The sequence below is a fragment of the Brevibacillus borstelensis genome, from assembly GCF_037834415.1.
Classification (GTDB): domain Bacteria; phylum Bacillota; class Bacilli; order Brevibacillales; family Brevibacillaceae; genus Brevibacillus; species Brevibacillus borstelensis_A.
In genome coordinates this window covers 1-24707 of record NZ_JAUMSJ010000031.1, presented here as the reverse complement: position 1 = coordinate 24707, position 24707 = coordinate 1, and the positions used below count along the sequence as shown (strand labels likewise).

The window sequence follows — 24707 nt, the reverse complement described above, 5'->3', positions numbered from 1 at the left end:
CTTAGCCCTTTTTTCACGCAGAAAGGATGAGAGGAAAATGCGTACCCGTTCGTTTGGACGAGACCCTCACCAGGTTTCTTTGCTTGGATTTGGTGCCCAGCGGATTGTAGACGAGCATGATTGCACGGAGGAACAGGCGATTGCGATCATCCGGCGCGCTGTAGAGCTCGGGGTCAATTACTTTGATACAGCACCCAGCTACAGCGACGGACAGTCCGAATCGAGGGTAGGACTGGGCTTGCGCGGATTGCGGGACAAGGTGTGGATCGCCACAAAAACCGGAGGCCGCACAAGGGATCTGGCTTTGAGAGACCTGGAAGGCAGTCTGAAGCGGCTCGGAACAGACTGCGTGGATGAATGGCGGGTACATAACGTCATGCAGCCGCATGATCTGGAAGCCATTTTTGCCAAAGGCGGGGCGCTGGAAGCGCTGATCGAGGCGCGGGAGCAGGGACTGGTCAGAAAGCTCAGCATCAGCGGACATACGGACCCCCGGCTGCTTGCTGAAGCGATCCGCAGGTTCCCGTTTGACAGCGCTTTGGTCGCCCTGTCCGCGCTGGATCATTTCATTTACAGCTTTGCCCATGAGTTCGTGCCGCTGGCAGTGGAAAAAGGGGTGGCCGTGATCGGCATGAAGGTGATGGCGCTGGGGCAACTGACTCCCTGGACGGAGCAGGCGCTGCGCTATACGTGGAGCTTGCCGGTGTCGACAGCCGTGCTCGGCGTCAGCAAAATGAGCGAGCTGGAAGCGGACGCAGCCGCCGCCAATCGTTTTGTCCCCATGACCGACATCGAACGGGTCGATTTTTATCAACAGATCATGCCGTTGGTCCGGGCGGATGTGCTGCGCTGGAAAGCAAGCGAATGGATGTCCGGAGAGTGGTACAAGCTGCCGAAGCTGGCATGGGAAGGACAACCCTGATCATAAACGGACAAAAGAACGCGGGATCATCGTCTCGCGTTCTTTTGTCCGTTTTTGCATGGTTAAACCGCACCCCCCGCCCGTTCTTTCCGCTCCCGGTGAAACGACGCGTGAATTAGGCAAAGCACGACCGCAGCCGACGAAACAGCGGTCGCCAGCGTCAGCGCCGGAACAATCCCTCCCGCGTCGTACATCTGTCCGAAGAAAAGCGGTCCCAGCAGGCGGCCTCCCGATGTGACCGCCCCCACAGCCCCGAGATAAAACGGGGCCGATTCCCCGGCTTTTTCGCTGATAAAAGTCGGAACAGTAGGAGCGATCAGCATTTCTCCGAAGGTCGTAATCATCATACCGATGATAAGCGCCGCATAATTGTCATGAAAGAACAGCATAAACCCGAATCCTCCGCCGTAAGCGACGGCACTGGCGACAAGCTGGGACGACAAATTTTGCTTGACCAGCCGTTTTACCCAGGAAGTGACGGGCTGACCGGTAAATATCACGATGCCGTTGATCGTCCATAGCCAGCTGTAGGCAGCGAGCGGCATGCCCGTGGAAGTGAGGTAGGGTGCGACGCCCGTGTTCCAGACAGTCGTAGAGAAAAAGATGAAGGCCGAACCAAGCGCCATGAACAGGTAAAGCTGATAGCGCAGAAGCAGGTGCATGGAGCTTTGATTCCGTTTTGCTGTTTTTTCGTCCATACTGCCGACCAGTTCATCGTGCGACATGTGCCGCATGAAATAAAAGAAAAAGCCGGCAAACAGAAACGTGCTTACGCTGTTGAACAAAAACGTGAACTGAAAGGAAATGGCCGCAATCACCCCAGCCAGCGCCGTACCTACGGCCATGCCCAGGTTGTTGCCCACATACACGATGTTGAACAATTCACGCCGCTGCTCCTTCCAGCGAAAGCCGATAAACGCCTGAATCGCAGGATTGGACACATTAAACAAAAAGCCAAGACCGATCATAAATCCGATGTATACATACCAGCTGTCGGTAAACAGGATACCCAACATGCAAGCAGCCTGGAGCAGGAGCGAACCCACGATCAATCGCTTGGCTCCGATTCGATGAAACAGGGTGCCTCCGGCAAATTGGCCGACAATCCCTGCCATGGATTGCAGCATGAGCACAAAACCGGCCTCGGTCATCGAACGGTGCAGCTGGGTGTGGACGTAGAGGGTCGTCAACGGCCACATAAAGGCGCTGCCGGAAGAATTGAGAAAGCTGGCGGCAAGAAACAGCCATGCTTCCCGGGGATAGCGGTGGAGCCATGCCCTTGGTGAGATCATGCAAGGCTTCCCCCTTTGCGGTAGGTTTTGGGAGTAGTATACCTCTTTTATCAGATATTGTAAACTAAAATATTTATTAAGTAGCCGCAATCAGCCAAATAAAGGCTGCCCCATATCGACGTGATTCGAGTATACTAGACAAAGTGGGAGTTGTCCGCATCCAGACAGAAATAAAGGTGGAGTTATGCTTGATTCGTAAATTAAAACGACTGTTGTTCATGCTCCTCCTCGTCGTCATTGCGGCAGGAGGCTATTATGGATACGCATTTTACCAATTTGCCGAAGACATCCAGGCGCCCAATGTCATCGATCATCGACAGGAGCCGGGTGCGACGACCAAGGCGGCGGAGATGCCCGTGTGGGATGGAAAGGAACGGGTCAATATTCTGCTCATGGGCGTGGACCGGCGCGGTATGAAGAACAACGGACTGCCGCGTTCGGACTCCATGATGCTGGTGAGCGTTGACCCGGTCACCAAACGGTACGACCTGTTTTCCATTTTGCGCGACACGTATGTAGAGATACCCGGTCACGGCAGTTCACGCATCAATTCCGCTATCGTCGAAGGCGGACCGGAATTGGCTATGAAGACGGTCAGCCAGCTGACTGGTCTTTCCGTCGACAGATATGTCATCACTGATTTTGAAGGCTTCAGGCATCTGATCGATGCTGTCGGCGGAGTGGAGATCGATGTTGAAAAAAATATGCGTTACCGCGATCCCACTGACAAAGGCGTGTATGACATTGACCTGAAAAAAGGACTTCAGCGGCTGGATGGAACCAAAGCGCTGCAATACGTTCGTTTCCGCCATGACGCCACTTCCGACTATACCCGGACAGAGCGGCAGCGCAAGCTGATGGCGGCTCTTGCCAACCAGATGAAGAACGGCACGACCCTGATTCAGCTGCCTTCTATTTTAAAACAAATAACCCCTTACGTGCAGACCAACATCAGCTCCATGGATATGCTGAAGCTGGCCGGATTGGGGCTTTCGCTCGAGACGCAGCAGCCTGGACAGCATCAGCTGCCTCCGATGGGGACTTTCCGGGAATCTCACCGGGCCGGCTCTGTATTGATTCCTGACGTTGACAAAGTGCAATCCTATATTCAGGAAGCTCTGGAGCCGCCGCTCCAGAAAGAAAAAGAAACGTCCGCAATTCCACAGGAAGCAAGCAACGACACGCAATGAGGAGGCGTGTCTTTTTTTGCCATCTTTAAGCGAGATTGGGGAAAACTAGCCATATCCGATGTCATCCGTGACTGGTTTTCGCATACAGCGGATCTGGTCGTCGAGCATGTAGATGAACCAGATGGCCGTGTGCGCATTTATTTTTTGTCCAGCATGGCTGACCTTAAGATTGTCTACACAACTGTATATGGAGGGACGGCGAATCCGGAGAATGTTCAAACGATCCGTCAGCGCATACGGGATTTGGAAGTAGATGGACTTGTTGAAGTCAACATTTTGGCTCAGTTCATAACGGACAATGGAATGTCTGTTTTCCCCACATTGCTGCAAACGGAGCGGCCGGACCGCGTCTCAAGCTCCTTGCGGAAGGGCCAGGTCGCCATATTGATGCAGGGGAGTCCATTTGTGCTGCTTGGACCGACTGCGTTGATCCATTTTTTTGAGTCGCCGGATGACTATTACTTCCGCTGGAGCATCGGCACGTTTAACCGCGTCCTCCGCGTTTCCGCGATGATTGCGTCCCTGCTCTTTACGCCGCTTTACGTGGCGGCGCTGACTTTTCACTACGAAATGATTCCGGCCGACCTCCTTCTGTCACTCGCCAGTCTCGGGCCAGAGTCCCATTTCCGCCGCTGTTTGAGGCTTTGATGATGGAGATCATAATCGAACTCTTGAGGGAAGCAGGGGCAAGATTCCCCACCAAAGTAGGGCAAACAATCGGCATCGTGGGCGGTATCGTGATCGGGCAGGCATCCGTGCAGGCATCCGTGCAGGCGGGCTTTACCAGCAACATTTTGATTATCATTGTTGCGCTCGGAGCCTTGTCATCGTTTATCGTGTCGGTCAGTTTCCTCATCAGCCATCTCTTGCGGCTGACGAGCTTGGGCAGACCATACTCTCGCCGCTCTATCCGGTGCGCCTGATCGACTGGAAAAACAGCTTCATCCGGGCTCCCCTTGCGTTCCTTGCCAAACGTCTCGAGTTTTTTCAAAACGGCAAGCCTTATCGCTACGGCAAACAACGTGCACGGCAAATCCATAATTTTGATGAGGACGAGTAGGGAGGAGCCATGAAGATCAATGTTCAGCCCAAGCCGACGACGACCATAGCTCCTTACATGACCGGCTTCATTGTCATGTCGATGCAAATACATTCTGGAAATGTCAGTACCGTTAAAAATCGAACGGCCGGAGGTACTCAGAAAAATGGAGCGCACGTTGTCCGAAAATATGAAAGAGGACTTGGCCAAGGTTGTCGCCAAAATGCAAAAATGGGAGGTAGACCCGTTTGGGTTCGGGGAAATTTACCGGGCAAAATTCCGCGGGGCGCGGAATTTGTCACACGATCAATGGCATGAGATGTACAAGAAGTCCCGCTTCGAGTACAACATCGATGTACAAATTGTCCGCAATGGCGTATTGGATTAATTCCCCATTGACTTTCTATTTTGGTATAGCATATAATCCGTTTTGTATCATAAAAAGAAATAAAGTTCTCCAACAAAATATACGTAGAATTCTTCTTATCCAGAGCGGCGGAGGGACAGGCCCTATGAAGCCCGGCAACCGGCTCATCGATTCTGATGGGTGGCGCGGTGCCAATTCCTACAAGATTGTAGAATCTTGACAGATGAGAAGGGTGAATGCGATCGTATAATGCGGTGCAGCCCCTTTTTCGCCTGATGAAAAAGGGGTTGTTTATTGTAATGGGAGGTGAACCGGATGATTCGGTTGCAGAATTTGAAAAAAGACTACATTGTTAAAGGCCATAAAACACCGGCGCTTCGCGGAATTGACCTCTCGATCGAGAAGGGGGAAATTTTCGGCATCATCGGACATTCCGGTGCCGGCAAAAGTACGCTGATTCGCTGCATCAACCTGTTGGAACGTCCGACAGCGGGCAGCGTCATTGTAGACGGGGTCGATCTGACCAAGCTGGATGAAGGCAGGCTCCAGGAACAGCGGCGGCATATCGGAATGATTTTTCAGCACTTCAACCTGCTCTCGTCGGCTACGGTCGGGGAAAACGTCGCGTTTCCGCTGAAGCTGGCCAAGCGGCCCAAGGCGGAGATCGACAAAAAGGTGCGGGAAATGCTGGCGTTGGTAGGGCTGGAACAGCACCGCGACAAGTATCCGTCACAATTGTCAGGCGGACAAAAGCAGCGTGTCGGCATTGCCCGGGCGCTGGCGAGCGACCCCAAGGTGCTGCTGTGCGACGAAGCGACATCCGCTTTGGACCCGCAGACAACCAACTCCATCCTTGCGCTGCTTTTGGACATCAACCGAAAGCTGGGCTTGACGATCGTCCTCATTACCCACGAAATGCATGTCATCCGCTCCATTTGCGATCGGGTCGGTGTCATTGACGGGGGGCACATTGTGGAAATGGGCAATGTTCTGGATGTGTTCTTAAAGCCGCAGCACCCGACTACACAGGAGTTCGTGGAACAAGTAGCAGACTCCAGCGAGCTGCGGGCTGCCATCGCTCATGAAAAGGCGTCAGGCGAGCGAACGATCCTGCGTGTCACGTTCCTCGGAGAACAGACCTACCAGCCGATTCTGTTCCAAACGATGCAGGAAACGGGTACGGTGTTCAGTATCCTGCAAGGAACCATTTCGCGTATGAAAGACACCCCATATGGTCAGCTCGTGATCGAATTGGGTGGGGATGCGCAGCAGAACAGGAAAGCGGTCGATACGCTTCGTCAGCGCGGCCTGGAAGTGGAGGTGATTTAAAATGGGATTCACGCTTCAAAATATAGACTGGGCGGAAATTTGGAAGGGAACGCAGGATACACTCACGATGCTTGGCTTTTCCACCTTGTTTACCGTCGTTATCGGACTGCCGCTGGGGATTTTGCTGTTTCTCACATCCAGAGGCCAGCTTTTGGAGAATCGCTGGTTTTATTCGATCTCATCCTTTGTCGTAAACGTTTTGCGTTCGGTGCCATTCATCATCCTGATGATCCTGCTGATTCCTGTTACCAAAATGCTCGTCGGCACCTCACTCGGTGTAAAGGGCTCGATTCCTCCGCTAGTGATCGGTGCAGCTCCTTTTTTCGCCAGACTGGTGGAGACCTCCCTGCGCGAGGTTGACCGCGGCGTGATTGAAGCGGCGCAATCGATGGGTGCTTCCAACTGGCAAATTATCCGCAGCGTGCTCTTGCCGGAATCCCGTTCGGGGCTGATCGCCGGGATTACGATTACCACAGTGTCGCTCGTTTCCTACACGGCCATGTCCGGCGTCATCGGCGGCGGAGGCTTGGGAGACCTGGCGATTCGCTACGGGTATCAGCGCTTCCAGACGGACGTCATGGGCGTGACGGTATGTATTTTGCTTGTGTTGGTTCAGATCCTGCAGATGGTGGGCGACAGGCTCGTCATCAAGTTCAGCCGGAAGTAGGGTCTTGTCCATAGAGAATGTTCAAAATAGAAAGGGGAAATCATCTGTGAAGAAATTGGTCGTATCTGTACTGTCCACTGTACTGGCACTGTCTCTGGCTGCTTGCGGCAGCCAAAAAGAATCGGCTCCTGCACCTTCTGCTGGCGGTTCCCAAGGCGAGCAAAAAGAAGTAACGCTGAAAGTGGGCGCAACGCCGGTCCCGCAGGCTGAGATTTTGAAGTTCGTCGCGCCGAAGCTGAAAGAGCAGGGTGTAATTCTGGAAGTCAAAGAATTTACCGATTACGTTCAGCCAAACGTGCAAGTAAATGAAAAACAGCTGGATGCCAATTTTTTCCAGCACAAGCCGTACCTCGATGATTTCAACAAAGGACAAAACATGAACCTGGTAGAAGTAGTGCCTGTTCATATCGAGCCATTTGGCGCATATTCCAAAAAAGTAAAAAGCGTGGATGAAATCGCTGACGGTGCAAGCGTTGCTCTGCCAAACGATGCAACGAACAACGGCCGTGCACTGGCTCTGCTCGAAAAACAAGGCCTGATCAAGCTGAAAGACGGCGTAGGCATCAGCGGTACTGTAAAAGACATCGTAGAAAACAAGAAAAACCTGCAATTCAAAGAAGTCGAAGCTGCGATGCTGCCGCGCGTACTGGATGAAGTGGACCTGGCTCTGATCAACACCAACTATGCTTTGGAAGCGAAGCTGGTTCCGACCAAAGACGCCCTGTTCCTCGAAGACAAGGATTCTCCATATGCAAACTACCTGGTAGCTCGTCCGGACAACAAGGATTCCGAAGCGATTCAAAAGCTGGCGAAAGAGCTGAATACGCCTGAAGTGAAGAAGTTCATCGAAGATACGTACAAAGGTGCGATTATTCCTGCATTCTAATGCCGGGCTTCTGACGAAAAAAGACTAGTAACGCGATAGCGGGAGGGTGCCCCACAGTCTTTATGGAGACATGGGGGCACCTTCTTTTTGGTTTCAAAGAAAACGCGCACAAAAACGTTTCATTTATGCCAACCCTTCAGCCTAAAAAAGACATAACCGATGCGATGCGTGTTCTTTTGCCAACAACCGGTTCCACTCCTTCCCGGACTTTCTTTCCAGCTCAAACGAGGATTGACGGAGGGGATATTTCAGTACTATCATTACCACAGCCTTGTCCGCAGCGTGGACGAGGCAAGCTTGGAAATACGAAGAAGCGGAAGGAGACAACGCAATGTCCGAGGATCTCGAATATTCAAAAGCGACCCCCGACAATAGTCGCCTCAGTCTGCAAGCTGACTGCGAGAGCTGCTTCGGCTTGTGCTGTGTCGCGCTGCCCTTCGCTGCCTCGGCGGATTTTGCGGCAGACAAGAATGCCGGACAGCCCTGCAAAAACCTGCAAGACGACTTCCGCTGCGGCGTTCACGACAGCCTTAGACAGCTGGGCTACCGGGGCTGCACGGTTTTTGACTGCTTTGGGGCGGGGCAAAAGGTGTCCCGGGTTACCTACGGCGGACTCGATTGGCGAAAAGCCCCGGAGTTCGCGAAGCAAATGTTTGAAGTGTTTCCGATCATGCGGCAGCTCCATGAGCTGCTCTGGTATTTGAACGAGGCGCTGACGCTTGGGCCTGCCCGTCCGATCCGAGGCGAGCTCAGCCTGGCGCTGGAAAAGACAGAGCACCTCACGAACCTCGCTCCCGACGCGATCGTGAAGCTGGACGTGGCAGCACATCGAGCCGATGTCAATCAGTTGCTGCTGCGAACCAGCGAGCTTGTGCGTGCCGCTTTCCTGCGCTCGCACAAGGTGCCCGCAGGAAAGCGCAAGACGTTTAGCCGAGGGGCGGATCTGATCGGTGCAAAACTGAGAGGAGCTGACCTGAGAGCCGCCAACTTGCGGGGCTCCTACCTGATCGCCGCTGATCTGAGGGGAGCCGACCTGAGAGGAGCCGATCTCATCGGGGCTGATTTTCGAGACGCGGACATCAGGGGAGCCAACCTTACGGAAAGCATTTTTCTCACCCAAGCCCAGGTCAACGCGGCGAAGGGCGATGCCGACACCAAGCTGCCGCTGACAGTCACACGCCCGCCGCACTGGTAAAAACGGACACGAGCGTACACCTGCCTTTCGTTTGAACAAGCCATTCCTGTTTAGGAGCCGACTGGCGCTGCCGCGGAATTCTTTGACGAGAGCGATACGCTGCCAGCGGGGCGATGATCCGGCAATGGCCAAATGTTCCGTGCTAGCGATACCGGTATCCTTGCTTCGCTCAAGGGTAACCGGTATTTTTCGTTTGCATGTCTCTTTACATAGATGCAAGATTTCCTGCTTTTCTGTCTTCCAAGCGGTTTTTATACTTTTTCACAAATAGATAAAATATTTCTAAAATTTAATTAAATCTAAACAAAGCCCATTCCCAACCTGTCGTTTTACAGGTATATTTTGGTTGCACTGTCATTGATAGAAAAGGGGGAATTTTCAGATGAAAAAGCAAATTTCCATATTGGCGCTCGGGCTGTCGCTTGCAATCAGCGCGGCTCTTGCCGGATGCGCGACAGGCGGCGGTCCGTCAGCAGCAGGGACTGAGCCGGCGTCCGATGCCTCCCAGGGGGCGGCCCCAGCGCCCAAAGCAGGACCGCAACTGTTTCGGGCAAATTTGACCAGCGAGCCGTCCACTGCCGATCCTGGCCTGGCCAAGGACGCTACTTCCGGGGCGATTGTTCGCGCTACCTTTGACGGCTTGACCCGCCTGGACAAAGACTCCAAGCCGATGAATTCGATGGCAGCGGATGTAAAAATCTCCGACGACAGGCTGACGTATACGTTTACTCTGCGCGAGGCCAAATGGAGCAATGGCGACCCGGTCACCGCCCACGACTTTGAGTTCGCCTGGAAGCGCGTTCTCGACCCCAAGCTGGCAGCGGAGTATGCCTACCAGCTCTACTACATCAAAAATGCGGAAAAAGTACACAGCAACAAAGTAAGCCCTGACCAATTGGGTGTAAAAGCCCTGGATGACAAAACGCTCGAAGTGACGCTGGAGAACCCGACTCCGTACTTCCTGGAGCTGACCGCTTTTTACACCTACTACCCGGTCAATAAAAAGGTGGTGGAAGCGAATCCGAAATGGGCGATGGAAGCGGCGACGCATGTGGGGAACGGACCGTTCAAAATGACCGCCTGGGAGCACAAGGCCAAAATTGTGCTGGAGAAGAACGAAAACTACTGGGAGAAGGACGTCGTCAAGCTGGATAAAATCGAGTTTTTCATGATCGAAGACGACAATACGGCGCTCTCCATGTTCGACAACGGTGAACTGGATTGGGCGGGCCAGCCGTTCAACGGACTGCCGACAGATGCCATACCGGCACTGAAGGAAGCGGGCAAGCTGGTCGTCCATCCGAAAGCGACCATGTACTGGTACAAGATCAACACCACGAAACCGCCGCTTAACAACGCGAAGATCCGCAAAGCCCTGGCCCTCGCCGTCAACAGGCAGGCCATCGTGGACAACGTGACACAGGTTGGCCAGGTGCCGACCATGGGCATGCTGCCGCAGTCGATGATTTTGAAGCCGGATGGCTATTTCAAAGACAACGATGTGGAAACCGCGAAAAAGCTGCTGGAAGAAGGCATGAAGGAGCTGGGTGTGACGAAGCTGCCCGCGATCACGCTTTCTTACAACACGTCTGACCGCCACAAAAAAATCGCCGAGGCCATCCAGGATCAGTGGAAACAGGCACTGGGCATCGATGTGAAGCTGTTGAACAAGGAGTTCAAGGTCTATCTGCAAGACTTGCATGAGCTCAATTACGAGATCGGCCGCATGGGCTGGAACGCCGACTTCAACGATCCGATCAACTACCTGGAGATGTTCCGCGAGAAAGATACCGGAAACAACGACACAGGCTGGGAAAACAGCCGCTACAAGGAGCTGCTGATCCAGTCGGCTGCGGCGAAGGACGCGGAGACCCGCAACAAAATGTTCGCCGAAGCAGAGCAGATCTTTATGGACGAAATGCCCATCATTCCGCTGTTCACGGACGTAGACGTCTGGGTGCAAAAAGACAAGGTGAAGGGCGTGCAGGTGGATGGTCTCGGGTTTGTCGACCTGAAGTGGGCTGAGATTCGCGAATAGAGCAAGGGCGTCTTGCTTGCCAAACTAGCGTGACCAGCAAATGCAGGATGGCAGTCCGGGACAGGAAAAGCGCGTTCCAGACTGCCATTCTCACCACCGATCACAAACTTTCCTGATAGGAGTCCCCCGGATCGATGGCTGCATTCTCCGGATTTTCCCTGAGCCGGTAGCTCTAGTCGCTCGGGATTTGCTCAATTTTCAAGCCGAAGATTTGCGGAGGGTCAATACGATTGGCTTGCATGTAGGCGGAAAGCTGGCCCCGGTGATGGATCTCGTGCTCTGTCATGGCCATGATGATTCGCCATGCGCTAACTTCATAGCCGAGTATGTTTTTCACTTTCGCCTTCAGCTGTGCAGGGTCTGACTGGCGAAGGCCGGCAAGGGCGGTAGCATGACACTGCTCCAAATAATGGATGGCCTCCTCCAATGTTTTGCCTTTCTCTGGCCCATGCCCATCGTACTTCCATTCGTTTTGGGTGATCGCACGGTAAAACATGAGCTCGGTTGAGCCCAAATGCCGAATGATGTCGCCGATCGAAAACTTGCCTTCACCGGGACGCCAGTCGATTACACCTTCAGGCAGTTGCCCCAGGTACTTCAACGTCCGCTTACGCACCCCTTCAAAATGGGAGAGCAGCTCTTCTTTCTCCAGCATGTCCATCAACCTCCAAATAGTAGGGGAAGTCCCTTTGTACTTCCATTTTATATAAACTATTCTAAACATTCATTAAATATATGCGATGCTGGTTCCGATTCCGCCATTGCATGCGTATCGTTAACCAACAGATAACGATAAGGGGGAAATCCAAAATGAAAAAAAGGATAAGCGCTCTTGTGGCCGGCATGGTCCTTGTTTTGACGACAGCGCTCGCAGGCTGCTCCGGCGGAGGGGGACAATCTTCAGGCACTCAGCAGCATCCGTCTGCAGGTCAAACGAACGAGAGTACACCCACATCAGCTTCACCAAGCGTTTTTCGCGCCAATTTGCACAGTGAACCGTCGACCGCAGACCCGGGGCTGGCAAAGGATACAACATCGGGTACGGTGGTACGAGCGACATTCGACGGGTTGACCCGTCTGGATCAGAACGCCAAGCCGATGAATTCCATGGCCAAAGAGGTGAAGACCTCGGAGGATGGCCTGACGTACACCTTTACGCTGCGCGATGCCAAATGGAGCAACGGCGACCCCGTCAAGGCGAGCGACTTTGTCTTTGCCTGGAAGCGGGCGCTCGATCCCAAGCTGGCTTCCGAGTACGCCTATCAGTTGTATTACATCAAGAATGCGCAAAGGATAAATGCCGGGCAGGCATCGCCGGATGAGCTGGGGGCCAAAGCTTTGGACGACAAGACGCTGCAGGTCACCCTGGAAAACCCGACCCCCTTTTTCCTGGAGCTGACCGCGTTTTATACCTATTATCCGGTCAATCAAAAGGTGGTAGAAGCCGATCCGAATTGGGCGCTGGAAGCAGCTACGCACGTTGGAAACGGGCCTTTTAAAATGACGGCTTGGGAGCACAAGAGCAAGCTGGTGCTGGAAAAGAACGAAAACTACTGGGACAGGGAAGCGGTGAGGCTGGACCGCATCGAGTTTGCGATGATCGAGGATGACAATACGGAGCTGGCGATGTTTGAAAAGGGCGAGCTCGATTGGGCGGGGCAGCCGCTCGGCGGTCTTCCGACAGACGCGATCCCCGCATTGAAGGCTTCCGGAAAGCTGGTCATTCACCCGCAGGCCTCGATGTACTGGTACAAACTGAATACGACCAAGCCGCCGCTGAACAACGCCAAAATCCGCAAAGCGCTCGCCTATGCCGTGAATCGGCAGGATATCGTGGACAACGTCACACAGGTAGGACAGGTGCCGACGATGGGAATACTGCCCCAGACGATGGTTTTAAAGCCGGAAGGATACTTCAAGGACAATGATGTGGAAGGGGCCAAAAGGCTGTTGGCAGAAGGACTGCAGGAGCTGGGGCTGAGCAAGCTCCCTGTCCTGACGCTGTCCTCCAATACGGCAGACCGGCACAAGAAAATCGCAGAGGCGCTTCAGGATCAGTGGAAAAAAGGGCTGGGGATCGAGGTCAGGCTGCAGAACAAGGAGTTTAAAGTCCACCAGCAAGACTTGCACGAGCTTAACTTTGAGATCGGGCGGATCGGCTGGAGCGCCGACTTCAATGACCCGATCAACTACATGGAAATGTACCGCGACAGGGACGGCGGGAACAACGATACGGGCTGGGAAAACGCCAGATATAAAGAGCTGATCAACAAGGCCGCGGCGGAGCTGGACCCGGAGAAGCGGAAGCGAATGTTTGCTGAGGCTGAACAAATCATGATGGATGAGATGCCGGTCATACCGATGTTTACGGATGTGGATGTCTGGGTGCAAAACGATAAGGTAAAAGGCGTACAGGTTGATCCGCTTGGCTTTATCGATCTGAAATGGGCTGAGATCGTTAAGTGAAATATCTGAAACGTCCCAAAAATGGGGCGTTTTTTATTTTTGTTTACGCAAATAAATGTTTAAATAAAGTAAAATTAATTTTACTGAAAATCGCTTCAATATTACTAAAAGTACGGTATATTAATGGAGGTGAGTTATAGGTTATAAGGGGGTAACAAAGAGTATGAAGAAAAGTGTATTTGCAGCAATGAGTTCCGTTCTCGTACTGAGCGCGGCGCTGGCCGGTTGCGGCGGCGGCGACAAGCCTGCTGACAGTGCGCAAGGAAATACAGCAAAAAAAGAAGAGAGCACAGGCCCGAAAGTTCTGCGTCTGAACTTGCATTCCGAGCCGCCTACAGCAGACCCTGCATTGGCTGAAGATTCTACCTCCGGTGCACTGCTGCGCGCTACCTTCGACGGTCTGACCCGTATCGGCGAAGACGGAAAGCCGCATGAATCCGTAGCGGAAAAAATCGACATTTCCGAAGATGGACTTACCTATACATTCCACCTAAAGGACACCAAGTGGAGCAATGGCGACCCGGTTACCGCTCACGACTTCGAATACGCTTGGAAGCACGCGCTGGAGCCTTCCGTAGCGGCAAACTACGCATACCAACTGTACTACGTCAAAAATGCACAAGCATTTAACACGAATAAAGCGAAAGCCGATGATGTCGGCGTAAAAGCTCTGGATGACAAAACGCTGGAAGTAAAGCTGGAGAACCCAACGCCGTTCTTCCTCGAGCTGACCGCTTTCTACACCTACTTCCCGGTTAACAAGAAGGTAGCCGAGGCAGATCCGAAATGGGCGACCGAAGCGAAGACTCATGTGGGCAACGGTCCGTTCAAAATGGAAACATGGGAACACAAGAGCAAGCTGGTTCTCGCGAAAAACGACAACTACTGGGATAAAGACAGCGTAAAACTGGACAAGATCGACTTCTCCATGGTAGAGGACGAAAATACCGAGCTGTCCATGTTTGACCACGGCGATCTCGACTGGGCCGGCGCACCGCTGAGCGCGCTTCCGACAGACGCGATCCCTGCGCTGAAAGAATCCGGCAAAATGCAGGTACATGCCATCGCCGGTACCTATCTGTATAAATTCAATACGGAGCAGCCTCCGTTCAACAACGCAAAAATCCGTAAGGCGTTTGCCTATGCGATCGACCGTCAGTCCATCGTCGACAACGTAACACAGGCGGGCCAACCGCCGGCAATGAGCCTCGTGCCGCCGACCATGGCTGTATCGTCCGAGCCTTACTTCAAGGACAACGACGTCGAAACCGCGAAAAAACTGCTGGAAGAAGGCATGAAGGAAGAGGGCCTCACCAAGCTGCCGCCGATCACGCTTTCCTACAACACGTCCGAAGGTCACAAAAAGATCGCGGAAGCTATCCAGGACCAATGGAAAAAAGCGTTCGACATCGACGTCAAACTGGAAAACAAAGAGTGGAAAGTATACCTCGACGATCTGAAGCAAGGCAAATTCATGATCGGACGTTCCAGCTGGAGCGGAGACTTCAACGATCCGGTCAACTTCCTGGAGCTGTTCAAGTTTAAAAACGGCGGCAACAACCAAACAAAATGGGAAAACCCGAAATTCCAGGAGCTGCTGAACCAATCCGCACTGGAGAAGGACGAAGCGAAACGCAAGCAAATCCTTGCAGACGCCGAGAAACTCTTCATGGACGAAATGCCGGCAGCGCCGATCTACTACTACACCCACTCCTACGTGAAAAACGACAAGGTAAAAGGCGTCGTCCTCGACAGTCTCGGTTTTGTCGACTACAAGTGGGCTACAATCGAATAATCACTCCGACAGAGCACAGTTTGTCTGGAGCAAAAAGGAGGGCCGCGCGCCCTTCTTTTTTCATTGTCGAAATGGCGAGCATCCGCGATTTCGGGATGGCTTGTGCCTTGAGCATTTCCCCCTGCAGCACCTCTCCCCAAACGTAGCGATCCGCTGATTTAGGAGGATAGTCTCGGAAAAATGCAAAAAAATGTCGAAAAAATCCATCTATCGGCGCACCACCAAAATGAGGGAGTAATGATATGATCTGGAGAGATTTGGCAACATATAGGGGGAGAATCATCGTGAAGAAAAAGTCGAAGTTGGGATTTTTGTCGGGATTTCTGTTGGGGTCTATCTTCTTTTCCAGCCTTACCTATGCGGCTACGCAATCCATTCCGGTCGATTTCAAGCCGATTAAGTTCATGGTTGACGGAAAGCTGCGTGAGACCAATGACGCGTTTTTGTACAAGGGAGTTCCCTACGCGCCGGTCGCATTTGTAGGAGCAGCGGCTGGGAAGAGTGTCGCATGGAATGCGAATGCAAGCACAGTGACGATCGGCGGCCCCACGGAAGCAGTCGGAAGCGAGACGAGATTGTCCTCGCTGAAGTACTCGATGCCGTATGGATACATGACCACAAAATCCTATGTCGACAACTGGGACAAGGGAGTTTTTTCAGCAGGGGGAACGGTTTACGATCACGGATTGGGTTATTCGGACGTCGATAAGATCGCAAATGACAAGTACAGCAGCACGACCAGGCAAGTATTTAAAATCGAGTTGAATGGAAAATACAAAGAGCTGTCCGGTGTCGTAGCGGCCGACGACAACTCGCCGAATAAAACGGACTTGATCATCTGGAGGATCAAGGGAGACGGGAAAGTGCTTTTCGACAGCCAGAGAATGAAGGCTGGACAGAGCCAGTTAATCAATGTAAATGTAGCGGGCGTCAAAGCGCTGGAGCTGGAAATTCGCAAAGTAGAAGGGAAGGACAGTAAACAAATCTACGCTTTTATCGGAAATGCCCTGCTTAGATAGCTTTGTCAGGGCAAGACGGACCTAGCGTAAAGACAGCAGACTCTCTTGTGGCGTACCGACCGCAACACAGGGAGTCTGCTTTTTCTTTGTCTGTCCGCTTCCGGATGAAAAGCATTAATTTCCCTACACTCCATTATCGTTTTTCTTCCCACTCGTTTTTATCAGTAAACATTTTTTTATTAATTTATAAATTTCTTTATAAATAAATAAAATTTTATTAAATCAATCTAAAGCTTATTTAAAAAGAATATAAAAGGATGTATATTGAGTAAAGATTTAGACAAGGGGGACAAGTGGCATGAAAAAGAATATTTTTGTAGCAATGAGTTCTATTCTCGTGCTTGGCGCTGCACTTGCAGGCTGCGGCGGCGGAAATACTCAACCGGCAGAAGGACAGAAGCCGGCAGATAACCCGCAAGCGGCAGCTCCGGAGAAAACTGGTCCGAAAGTTCTGAAATTGAACCTTCATTCCGAACCGCCTACAGCTGACCCTGGCATCTCAGAGGACACGACTTCCGCGGCGATCATCCGCGCGACCTTTGACGGTCTGACTCGCGTTGGGGCAGACGGACAGCCTCATGAATCAGTAGCAGAAAAGATTGAAATATCTGAAGATGGATTAACCTATACATTCAAGCTTCGCGATTCCAAGTGGAGCAATGGCGACTCGCTGACCGCGAAGGATTTTGAATACGCCTGGAAACGAGCGCTCGATCCGAAGACCGCTTCCAACTACGCATATCAGCTTTACTATGTGAAAAATGGGGAAGCGTACAACAAAAGCAAAGTTGGCGCCGATCAAGTAGGCGTAAAGGCGCTGGACGACAAGACGCTGGAAGTAAAGCTGGAGAACCCGACTCCGTTCTTCCTGGAGCTGACTGCATTCCCGACTTACTTCCCGGTTAACCAGAAAGTAATCGAAGCGGATGCGAAATGGGCTGGAGATGCCAAAACCCATGTGGGCAACGGTCCGTTCAAAATGGAAACATGGGAGCACAAGAACAAGCTGGTTCTCGTGAAAAACGAAAACTACTGGGATAAAGACAACGTTAAGCTGGACAAAATCGAATTCGCGATGGTAGAGGACGAGAATACAGAGCTGTCCATGTTTGACAACGGCGAAATCGATTGGGCAGGTCATCCACTCAGTTCCTTGCCAACAGATGCAATCCCTGCATTGAAAGAGTCCGGTAAGATGAAAGTACAACCGATCGCAGGTACGTACTGGTACAAGTTCAATACGGAGAAGCCTCCGTTTAACAACGTAAAAATCCGTAAAGCGTTTGCTTACGCGATTGATCGCCAGTCCTTGATCGACAACATCCTGCAAGCCGGCCAGCTCCCGGCGATGGGCGCTCTGCCGTTGTCCATGGCTATCAACAAAGACGGCTACTTCAAAGACAATGATGTAGATACTGCGAAAAAGCTGATTGAGGAAGGCTTGAAAGAGCTTGGCATGAGCAAGCTGCCGCCAATCACGCTGTCGTACAATACGTCTGAAGGCCACAAAAAGATCGCAGAGGCAATCCAGGATCAATGGAAAAAGCACCTCGGCATCGAGGTAAAACTGGAAAACAAAGAGTGGAAAGTATACCTTGAAGACCTGCACCAAGGAAACTACCAGGTAGGCCGCATGGGCTGGAATGGCGACTTCAACGACCCGATCAACTTCCTCGAGCTGTACAAGGAGAAAAATGGCGGCAACAACGATACCCGTTGGGAAAATGAGAATTACAAGGAACTACTGAATAAATCAGCTACGATTAAAAATCGCGACGAACGTCTGAAAGTTCTGGGCGAGGCCGAGAAAATCCTGATGGACGAAATGCCGATCATGCCGATCTATTTTTACACGCAGTCCTGGGTACAAAAGGACAACGTCAAGGGCGTAGTCATCGGCGGTCTCGGCGATGTCGACTGGAAATGGGCAGATATTGAATAAAACGGAAAAAGAAAAAGAGGGCACAATCGTGCTCTCTTCTTTTTTTTGCAACTATGGACAAATGACCAAACCCCAAGCGTTCCCCGAACATAGAGTAAAAAGGAGTACCGCCACTTTGGGAGGGAAAGCATGTGGATATCGGGAAATTGCTGGGCATTGTCAGATCGATTCCAAAAGATAAGCTCAAGACGGATGCCGGTTTAAAGGAAGTCATCCGCGAATTGGGGAAAAAATCGGGTAAGAGTTTTACTGAGCAGGAGCTGAACAGCTATGTATCCCAATTCAGGAAAATGTCCAAAACGGAGAACGTTGGCAGCCTGATGAACAAGCTGGCGCAAAAAGGAGTCAATCCAAACGACCTGAACGCCATCAAAAAGAGATTTAAGAAGTAGCGATGGTGGAAACGGTAGGGGGAGGTGGGTGCAATCGCCGCAAAAACGAAAGCCAAACAAAAATCAAAAAACAGCGCGTCTCAAGCCAAAATGGCAGAAGCAATTCATCGCATCGCTGAAATTCAATCCACGAACAACGAACAAGTGATGCGTGAAATGCAGCAAGTGCGTCAGGACCTTCAGGAAATGAGGGAAACGCTGGATCGTTTAAAAGTACGGCAGCCCTCCCAAAGGCGCAGAGGGGTCCTTTTCGGAAGGAGGCGTTCCATTCCCGTTGAGGTGGAACCGCCAAAGCCAAAATCCCCGCTGCCTTTGGATGAACTGCTGCCGCTGCTGCCCCAATTGGGGGGCGTGATTCCCCAACTGAAGAATCCGAAGGTGACCGAATCAATCAAGGTGCTGTCCAATCCGGCTGTAATCGCCATGATTCAACAATTTTTGACAAACGGCGGCTTGAAAGGCCGGACAGTTTCGAACGTAAGTCGCAGGGAAAGAAGAATACGGGGATAGCAAATGAGGCGTTCGAACTAAGAACGTCTTTTTTTTTGGGGCAGGAAGTGAATTTTATCTGTCGGATATTGGGTGAAATTGTCTGATGATTCAGACTACAAAATTTCCGTACAGGCCAAGATAATAGACATAGTTCGTGAATTCCATATCGCAAGGAGGAGAATTATGCTGAAACACAAGGTGATCCCCATTGTTTTGCTTGCAAGTTTGGCATGTAGTCTTCCTGTTTACGCAGAGCCGCATCCGTCTGACAGCGCTTTTGACAACAAAATTGTAAAGCGGATCAAGGTCGACAACATTTATAACACCATCGACTATCTCGCAAAGCAGCCTCGGGTAGCCGGTAGCAAAGCGGAGCATGATGCCGCAAGATACATTGAAAAACAGTTCAAGTCGCATGGCTACGATACGAAGCTTCAGCCATTCGAGTTCACCAGCTACAAACACCCGGACAGAATTTCCTTGTCGGTCAGCGGCTTCGAGGATACCGAATGGGAGCTGGGCAGCTTGACGTACGGCGTCAGCGGACAAGCCACAGGAGACCTGGCCTACGCAGGCCCTGGCCGGGAGAGCGATCTGGAAGGAGTGGACTTGACCGGGAAAATCGCTCTGATCAAGCGCGGTGAGATCAGTTTCGCAGACAAAGTATTGAATGCAGCCCGCGCGGGAGCAGAGGCCGTTCTCCTGTTTAACAACAGCCCGGGGGCAATCAATGGCACGCTCGGAGGCCCAAATGAAGATCTCATTCCCGTATTGGCTCTGACCAAGGATCAGGGAGAAGAACTGCTGGCTAAATTGGAAGCGGGCGAGTCCTTGACCGCCACAGTGGAGGTAGAGGGAGCGGATATAAAGGAAAGCACCTCCTACAATGTGATTGCGACGAAGAAGCCGGACAGGAAGAAATCCACGGGGCAAATCGTTGTGGTCGGGGCTCATCACGACTCCGTTGAGGGCGCACCCGGAGCCAATGACGACGCCTCCGGCGCAGCGACTACGCTGGAGCTTGCCAGAGTAATGGCCAACATGCCGATCGATACGGAGCTGCGCTTTGTCACATTTGGAGCGGAGGAGAATGGGCTGCTCGGCTCATATGCCTACGTAGAGTCTCTGTCAGAAGAGGAAATCGAAAGCACGGTGGGCATGTTCCAGATGGATATGGTCGGCAGCCGCGACGCCGGCAAGCTGATCATGTACACAGTAGACGGCGAGAAGAACATCGTCACCGACTTGGGGGCGGCCGCCGGCTCGCGACTGTCGGAAACCGTAAACTACGGGCGGGAAGGCCGCAGCGACCATGTTCCGTTCGCGGAGGCAGGCATCCCTGCGGCGCTCTTCATCCATGCCCCTGTTGAGCCGTGGTACCATACGCCAGAGGACAGCATAGACAAAATCAGCAAGGAGAAGCTTCAGGAAGTGGCGGAAATCGTGGGTGCGGCCGTTTATCAGATCGCCCGCCCTGATACACCGGCCCTTAAAAATGCCAGGGTTGCTCCGAAAAAGGTAGAGTATGATTTCGAGGAAAGGGAGCTGGAATAACAGGCGCTGCCAAAACAGGCCCCGCGCCTTGGAAAACAGGGAAATGGCTCGTCGCTTCAGGCTGCCGGAATCTTTCGGCAGCCTTGTTTCATCGAATCGAAATGAGCTTGTTTTACCGTTCAGCGATGGAATTGACGATGGAGAGGATTTGTTCGTCCCTTTCCGAAAAAGGATCTGTTCTCGTCTCGGGAGTAAGATAGAAGAGCAACACATTTTTTGCTTCAAATATTTGCGGCACTGCCATGTTGAATTTTTGGGTTTGGACAAAAAAATCCTCCAGTCCCTTTTTGGCGTCTTCCTCTGATGGAAACACATAAATATAGAGGAGATTTTTGTTTACGAGATATTTTGTTGGCGATTGTTTGTGAAGAAGAAAATAATCAATATCGTCAGACTGCACCAATTGCAAATGATTCGAGTCGAAAGCTTGAACAACAGTTTGCAAAGTTATGTCGCCGATTGGTTTTTCTCCGCAACCTACTAGGAATAGCCGAGGTCGTCCATTTCGTAGGTCAAATGTTCATCTGTCGCTACCGGTGTTCTCCGGATCTCCTTCTTTTTCTTTTCCCATGATAAGGAATACTGCAGGATATTTCAAAATAAAGCAGGCATATCCTCTTCGCTTGCAAAAGTAATCAAGGAACAACTACAATTGGGGGAATACGCAATGAGTAAGCTAAATGCTTTCTTTCGTAAAAGAATCGGTATACCGGCAGACGAACAGATTACATTTGAGCGGTTGGAGATCGTTCTTGAAAAAACAGCAAAAAGCATTCCCTTTGAAAATTTATGTATCATTGAAAATAAAACAAGTGAGATCACGAAAGAAAATCTGGTAAACAAAATGCTCGTAAAAAAAGAAGGCGGCCTTTGTTATGAATTGAATTCGATCCTGTACTACTTCTTGATTGAAAATGGTTTTGATGCAGTCCTGGCCCGCGGGGTTGTTTACAATAATGAGACACAAGTGTACCAGACGATCGGAAGGACGCATGTAACGATTCTTGTCGTTCACGAGGAACAAACGTATTTGATGGATACGGGCTTCGGAGGAAATTTGCCGTTGAAGCCCGTGCCTTTGACCGGAGAAACCGTAACCTCTGATAATGGAGAATTTCGGGTCAAAAAAGTGGATAGCGAACACGGCGACTACATTCTGGAAATGAAATTGAAATACAAGGATACCGCGTGGAGAATCGGGTATGCCTTCGATTCCCGGAAGCCGATCACCGACGTATCGGAATGTAATGAAATCCAGTCGATCATCGCCGAACACCCGGAATCTCCATTTAACAAGAGTCCGTTGATCACGAGAATGACAAGCAGCGGAAACATGACCTTAACCGATGCCACATTTACACAATGGGTGGATGGAGTCGTCACGAAGGAGAAGGTTGACGACGCGAGATTCAAGGAGCTGTTGAAAGCGCAATTTGGATTAAGTTGAACGAATCTCTTGGTCGACCAAAAACGTCAGCGCACCCTTTACAGTAAACAGCGGACAACACACTGTTGGTAAGTACCGAAGATGCGACATGAAATTATTTCCGTGTGTCCGCTAAAAAGCATTTTCAAGGGCGAAACGGGTATCCGAGTGCCGAAATTCGGCACTTTTTTTCTGTTTTCGACCGAATTTGGTACCAAAAGACTACAAACTTTGCAGAGAGTGCTGCGTCTAACTTTACGGGGCAATTCATTCGCACGGCTTCTTTTGCCAAACGAAAGCACAACATGAAGGAGGTCAGAATGAAGACACGTTTGTTACCGCTGTTTGTATTGTTGTTCCTGCTCATCATCCCCGGATGGGCGTCTGCTGCAGGGAGCTCAGCGGACCCGTCGGTTCACCTGATGATTGGGGGACAAGCCGTCCAGCCCGATGTACCGCCGATGATTGAAAAAGGGCGCGCATTGGTGCCGGTCAGAGTTATTGCGGAAGGGCTCGGAGCCAAGGTGGACTGGAATCCGGACACGCGGACCGCCGAGATAACAAGAGGTCAGCAAGCATTGCAGCTGACGGTCGGATCCAAAAATGCGCTGGTGAACGGGAAAAAGGTGCAGCTGGATACCCCGCCTGTCATGCGAAACCAACGAATGCTGCTGCCGCTTCGGTTCGTCGGGGAATCGCTCGGCGTGACGGTGGGCTGGGACAGCGCCTCGCGTACGGTCATCGCCAATGAGACGCCCGACATACGCTACAACGGCAATAAGCCTGCCCAATCGCTCAAAGCCTTTCAGAGCGGGGACAAGCTGTACATATCCGCCCAGGCCGTTGCCGAACAGGTAGGGAAGAAGGGGCAGGCATGGAAGCATCCGGACCGGGGAATCACCATTGACGGAGAATTGACTCTGCCGCTGGAAGAGCTGGAAGCTGAACTGGGAGGCCGTTTCACCTGGAATTCCGAAAAAAACCGGGTCGAGATCGACCGCCTCGCGCACTTTACCGGAGTTGACTATGACGATCAGGTAGTCCGCATTCAAACAAGCCTTCCCGTAACGGCCAACGCGTTTGTCCTCACGGGACCGCATCGGATTGTCCTGGACCTGCCCCAAACCGAGGTAGATCAGGACTTGCTGGACAAGCTGGAGAAAGGAACCAGGTCAGACATCTACGAAGGCGGGGAGACAAGCGTCGATGACGAAGAGCAAGAGGCTGACGTCGACGAGAAACAGACAGATGACGATCAGGCTGACGACGACAAAGCAAACCGCCATACAGATGCTTCCCAAGATTCAGATGATGCAGACGATCAATCGGCAGCCGCTGAACGCGAGGATCCGGAGAAAAATAAGCAGGATTCTCTGGTAGCGGACGTTCGCTACAGCCAGTACAGCGCGTCGCCGCAAACTGTACGCGTCGTCATTGAGCTCAACAACAAAAGCAAGTATAATCTGGAGTATACGGAAGACGGCATTGAGGTAAAGCTCTCGCCGGTTCCGAAAAAGACGGGATTCCTCATCGTGGTGGATGCCGGCCACGGCGGCAAGGATCAAGGCGCCAAGGGCGTGAAAGGAAACATCGAAAAAGACTTCACGCTGGCCGTCGCCAACAAGCTGGTACCGCTTTTGAAGCAGTATCCGGAGTTTCAGGTAGAGGCAACCCGCTCTACAGATGTGTATTTGACACTCGATGAGCGCGTGGCGTTTGCCAATGAACGCAACGCCGACCTGTTCCTGTCGATCCACGCCAATTCATTTACGAAAACGACCACCGGAGGGACGGAAACCTACTATTATAATGCCAACAGCAAGTCGCTGGCCGAAGTGGTTCACCGTCACCTGCAAGCAGCTACACAGTTCCAGAATCGCGGCGTGAAAAAGACAGGCTTTTATGTCATCAAGCATACGACGATGCCTGCTGTTTTGACGGAGACAGGGTTTCTCTCAAATCCGGCGGAAAATGCCAAGTTGACTTCTCCGGAGTTCCAGCAAAAGGTGGCGGAAGCACTGGCGGCAGCCATCCGTGAATACTATCAGTCCTACCACTGACGGAGTTTCCAAATGGTATGGATGGGAAAGGGAGGTTTCCGATGAAAAGACGCATGACGTTTTGGGTGACAGCAGCTGCAGCCATCCTTCTGGTCACTGGTTGCGGCCAGGGAAAGGCACCGCAAGCGCAGCCGCCCGCACAACAAACGGAGACGCCTGGCTCCTCTGCTCAGCCGGAAACAGAGCAGCAAAAAACGAAGCAGACGATTGCTCTTTATTACACGGATGACAATCTGATGGAGATCAAGAAAGAAGAGCAAGAGATTGAATACGTAGACGATCTGGACAAGTACAAACAGGCTATTGCCCTGTTGGAAAAGCCGAAGGATGCAGCGCACGCGCCCTTGTGGAAAGACTTTCACTACCACTCGGTCACCTTTGACAAAGGTACGCTGACCATTGATGCAGACAGCAAAAATGTCTACAATCTGGGTTCCAGTGGAGAGGGAATGGCGATTGACGCTTTGAAAGATACGCTATTCCAGTTTGATGAGGTACAGAAAATCGTGATACTGGTTGACGGCAAACCGACGGACTCTCTGATGGGGCACGTCAGCATCGACGAACCGTTAACCCGATAAGCCGTATACCGACAGATAGCAGCAAAGGCACGTCCTGAGTGTTTCAGGATGTGCC

At 51.8% G+C, this 24707-nt stretch carries 20 protein-coding genes, 1 pseudogene and 1 riboswitch; of the genes and pseudogenes, 19 read left to right on the top strand and 2 right to left on the bottom strand.

Annotation, left to right across the window (positions count from 1 at the left end; genetic code table 11):
• Positions 1 to 37 precede the first annotated feature (37 nt).
• Positions 38 to 922: an aldo/keto reductase gene (locus Q3F21_RS20240; RefSeq protein WP_340257138.1), complete on the top strand. Its 885-nt coding sequence runs from the start codon at positions 38 to 40 to the stop codon at positions 920 to 922.
• A gap of 62 nt (positions 923 to 984) precedes the next feature.
• Here the strand turns inward: Q3F21_RS20240 and Q3F21_RS20235 are convergent, their stop codons facing one another.
• Entirely contained in the window at positions 985 to 2214 is a 1230-nt protein-coding gene (locus Q3F21_RS20235; RefSeq protein WP_340257136.1) for an MFS transporter, read from the bottom strand.
• 218 nt (positions 2215 to 2432) lie between these two features.
• On the opposite strand from Q3F21_RS20235, the gene Q3F21_RS20230 reads away from it, so the two are divergent.
• The 8 genes and pseudogenes from Q3F21_RS20230 to Q3F21_RS20190 all read left to right on the top strand — a co-directional run bounded on the left by Q3F21_RS20230 (position 2433) and on the right by Q3F21_RS20190 (position 10925).
• Positions 2433 to 3404, top strand: a complete 972-nt coding sequence (locus Q3F21_RS20230; protein ID WP_425341286.1) for an LCP family protein — start codon at positions 2433 to 2435, stop codon at positions 3402 to 3404.
• 153 nt (positions 3405 to 3557) lie between these two features.
• A pseudogene (locus tag Q3F21_RS27505) lies at positions 3558 to 4327 on the top strand (spore germination protein).
• Between the two features lie 282 nt (positions 4328 to 4609).
• Positions 4610 to 4831, top strand: a complete 222-nt coding sequence (locus Q3F21_RS20215) for a Ger(x)C family spore germination C-terminal domain-containing protein (protein WP_425341285.1) — start codon at positions 4610 to 4612, stop codon at positions 4829 to 4831.
• Positions 4832 to 4923: 92 nt separating this feature from the next.
• A riboswitch (SAM riboswitch) is annotated at positions 4924 to 5040 on the top strand.
• An 85-nt stretch (positions 5041 to 5125) separates the two neighbouring features.
• Positions 5126 to 6139: a methionine ABC transporter ATP-binding protein gene (locus Q3F21_RS20210; RefSeq protein ID WP_340257128.1), complete on the top strand. Its 1014-nt coding sequence runs from the start codon at positions 5126 to 5128 to the stop codon at positions 6137 to 6139.
• A 1-nt stretch (position 6140) separates the two neighbouring features.
• Positions 6141 to 6806 (top strand): methionine ABC transporter permease MetI, encoded by a 666-nt coding sequence (locus Q3F21_RS20205; protein ID WP_340257126.1) that lies wholly within the window; start codon positions 6141 to 6143, stop codon positions 6804 to 6806.
• A 46-nt stretch (positions 6807 to 6852) separates the two neighbouring features.
• Entirely contained in the window at positions 6853 to 7692 is an 840-nt protein-coding gene (locus tag Q3F21_RS20200; RefSeq protein WP_340257124.1) for a MetQ/NlpA family ABC transporter substrate-binding protein, read from the top strand.
• A gap of 331 nt (positions 7693 to 8023) precedes the next feature.
• Positions 8024 to 8887, top strand: a complete 864-nt coding sequence (locus Q3F21_RS20195; protein ID WP_340257122.1) for a pentapeptide repeat-containing protein — start codon at positions 8024 to 8026, stop codon at positions 8885 to 8887.
• Between the two features lie 382 nt (positions 8888 to 9269).
• Entirely contained in the window at positions 9270 to 10925 is a 1656-nt protein-coding gene (locus Q3F21_RS20190; protein WP_340257120.1) for a peptide ABC transporter substrate-binding protein, read from the top strand.
• Positions 10926 to 11097: 172 nt separating this feature from the next.
• Here the strand turns inward: Q3F21_RS20190 and Q3F21_RS20185 are convergent, their stop codons facing one another.
• Complete coding sequence (locus Q3F21_RS20185) at positions 11098 to 11580, bottom strand: DinB family protein (protein WP_340257118.1); 483 nt, start codon at positions 11578 to 11580, stop codon at positions 11098 to 11100.
• Between the two features lie 155 nt (positions 11581 to 11735).
• Between Q3F21_RS20185 and Q3F21_RS20180 the strand changes: the two genes are divergently transcribed.
• The 10 genes from Q3F21_RS20180 to Q3F21_RS20135 all read left to right on the top strand — a co-directional run bounded on the left by Q3F21_RS20180 (position 11736) and on the right by Q3F21_RS20135 (position 24652).
• On the top strand, positions 11736 to 13391 hold the full coding sequence (locus Q3F21_RS20180) for a peptide ABC transporter substrate-binding protein (protein WP_340257116.1): 1656 nt from the start codon (positions 11736 to 11738) through the stop codon (positions 13389 to 13391).
• Between the two features lie 163 nt (positions 13392 to 13554).
• On the top strand, positions 13555 to 15186 hold the full coding sequence (locus tag Q3F21_RS20175; RefSeq protein ID WP_340257114.1) for a peptide ABC transporter substrate-binding protein: 1632 nt from the start codon (positions 13555 to 13557) through the stop codon (positions 15184 to 15186).
• A 284-nt stretch (positions 15187 to 15470) separates the two neighbouring features.
• Positions 15471 to 16205 (top strand): NPCBM/NEW2 domain-containing protein, encoded by a 735-nt coding sequence (locus tag Q3F21_RS20170; protein WP_340257112.1) that lies wholly within the window; start codon positions 15471 to 15473, stop codon positions 16203 to 16205.
• A gap of 298 nt (positions 16206 to 16503) precedes the next feature.
• Positions 16504 to 18147: a peptide ABC transporter substrate-binding protein gene (locus Q3F21_RS20165; protein ID WP_340257110.1), complete on the top strand. Its 1644-nt coding sequence runs from the start codon at positions 16504 to 16506 to the stop codon at positions 18145 to 18147.
• Between the two features lie 131 nt (positions 18148 to 18278).
• A complete protein-coding gene (locus Q3F21_RS20160) occupies positions 18279 to 18539 on the top strand; it encodes a hypothetical protein (protein ID WP_340257108.1) in 261 nt (86 codons plus the stop codon).
• Between the two features lie 24 nt (positions 18540 to 18563).
• Complete coding sequence (locus Q3F21_RS20155; protein ID WP_340257105.1) at positions 18564 to 19049, top strand: hypothetical protein; 486 nt, start codon at positions 18564 to 18566, stop codon at positions 19047 to 19049.
• A gap of 165 nt (positions 19050 to 19214) precedes the next feature.
• The gene (locus Q3F21_RS20150) at positions 19215 to 20585 is read left to right on the top strand and encodes a M28 family peptidase (RefSeq protein WP_340257103.1); all 1371 of its coding nucleotides are present in this window, start codon (positions 19215 to 19217) and stop codon (positions 20583 to 20585) included.
• 667 nt (positions 20586 to 21252) lie between these two features.
• Positions 21253 to 22032: an arylamine N-acetyltransferase family protein gene (locus tag Q3F21_RS20145; protein WP_340257102.1), complete on the top strand. Its 780-nt coding sequence runs from the start codon at positions 21253 to 21255 to the stop codon at positions 22030 to 22032.
• 299 nt (positions 22033 to 22331) lie between these two features.
• The gene (locus Q3F21_RS20140; protein ID WP_340257100.1) at positions 22332 to 24071 is read left to right on the top strand and encodes an N-acetylmuramoyl-L-alanine amidase; all 1740 of its coding nucleotides are present in this window, start codon (positions 22332 to 22334) and stop codon (positions 24069 to 24071) included.
• 41 nt (positions 24072 to 24112) lie between these two features.
• Complete coding sequence (locus Q3F21_RS20135; protein ID WP_340257098.1) at positions 24113 to 24652, top strand: GerMN domain-containing protein; 540 nt, start codon at positions 24113 to 24115, stop codon at positions 24650 to 24652.
• Positions 24653 to 24707: the final 55 nt, after the last annotated feature.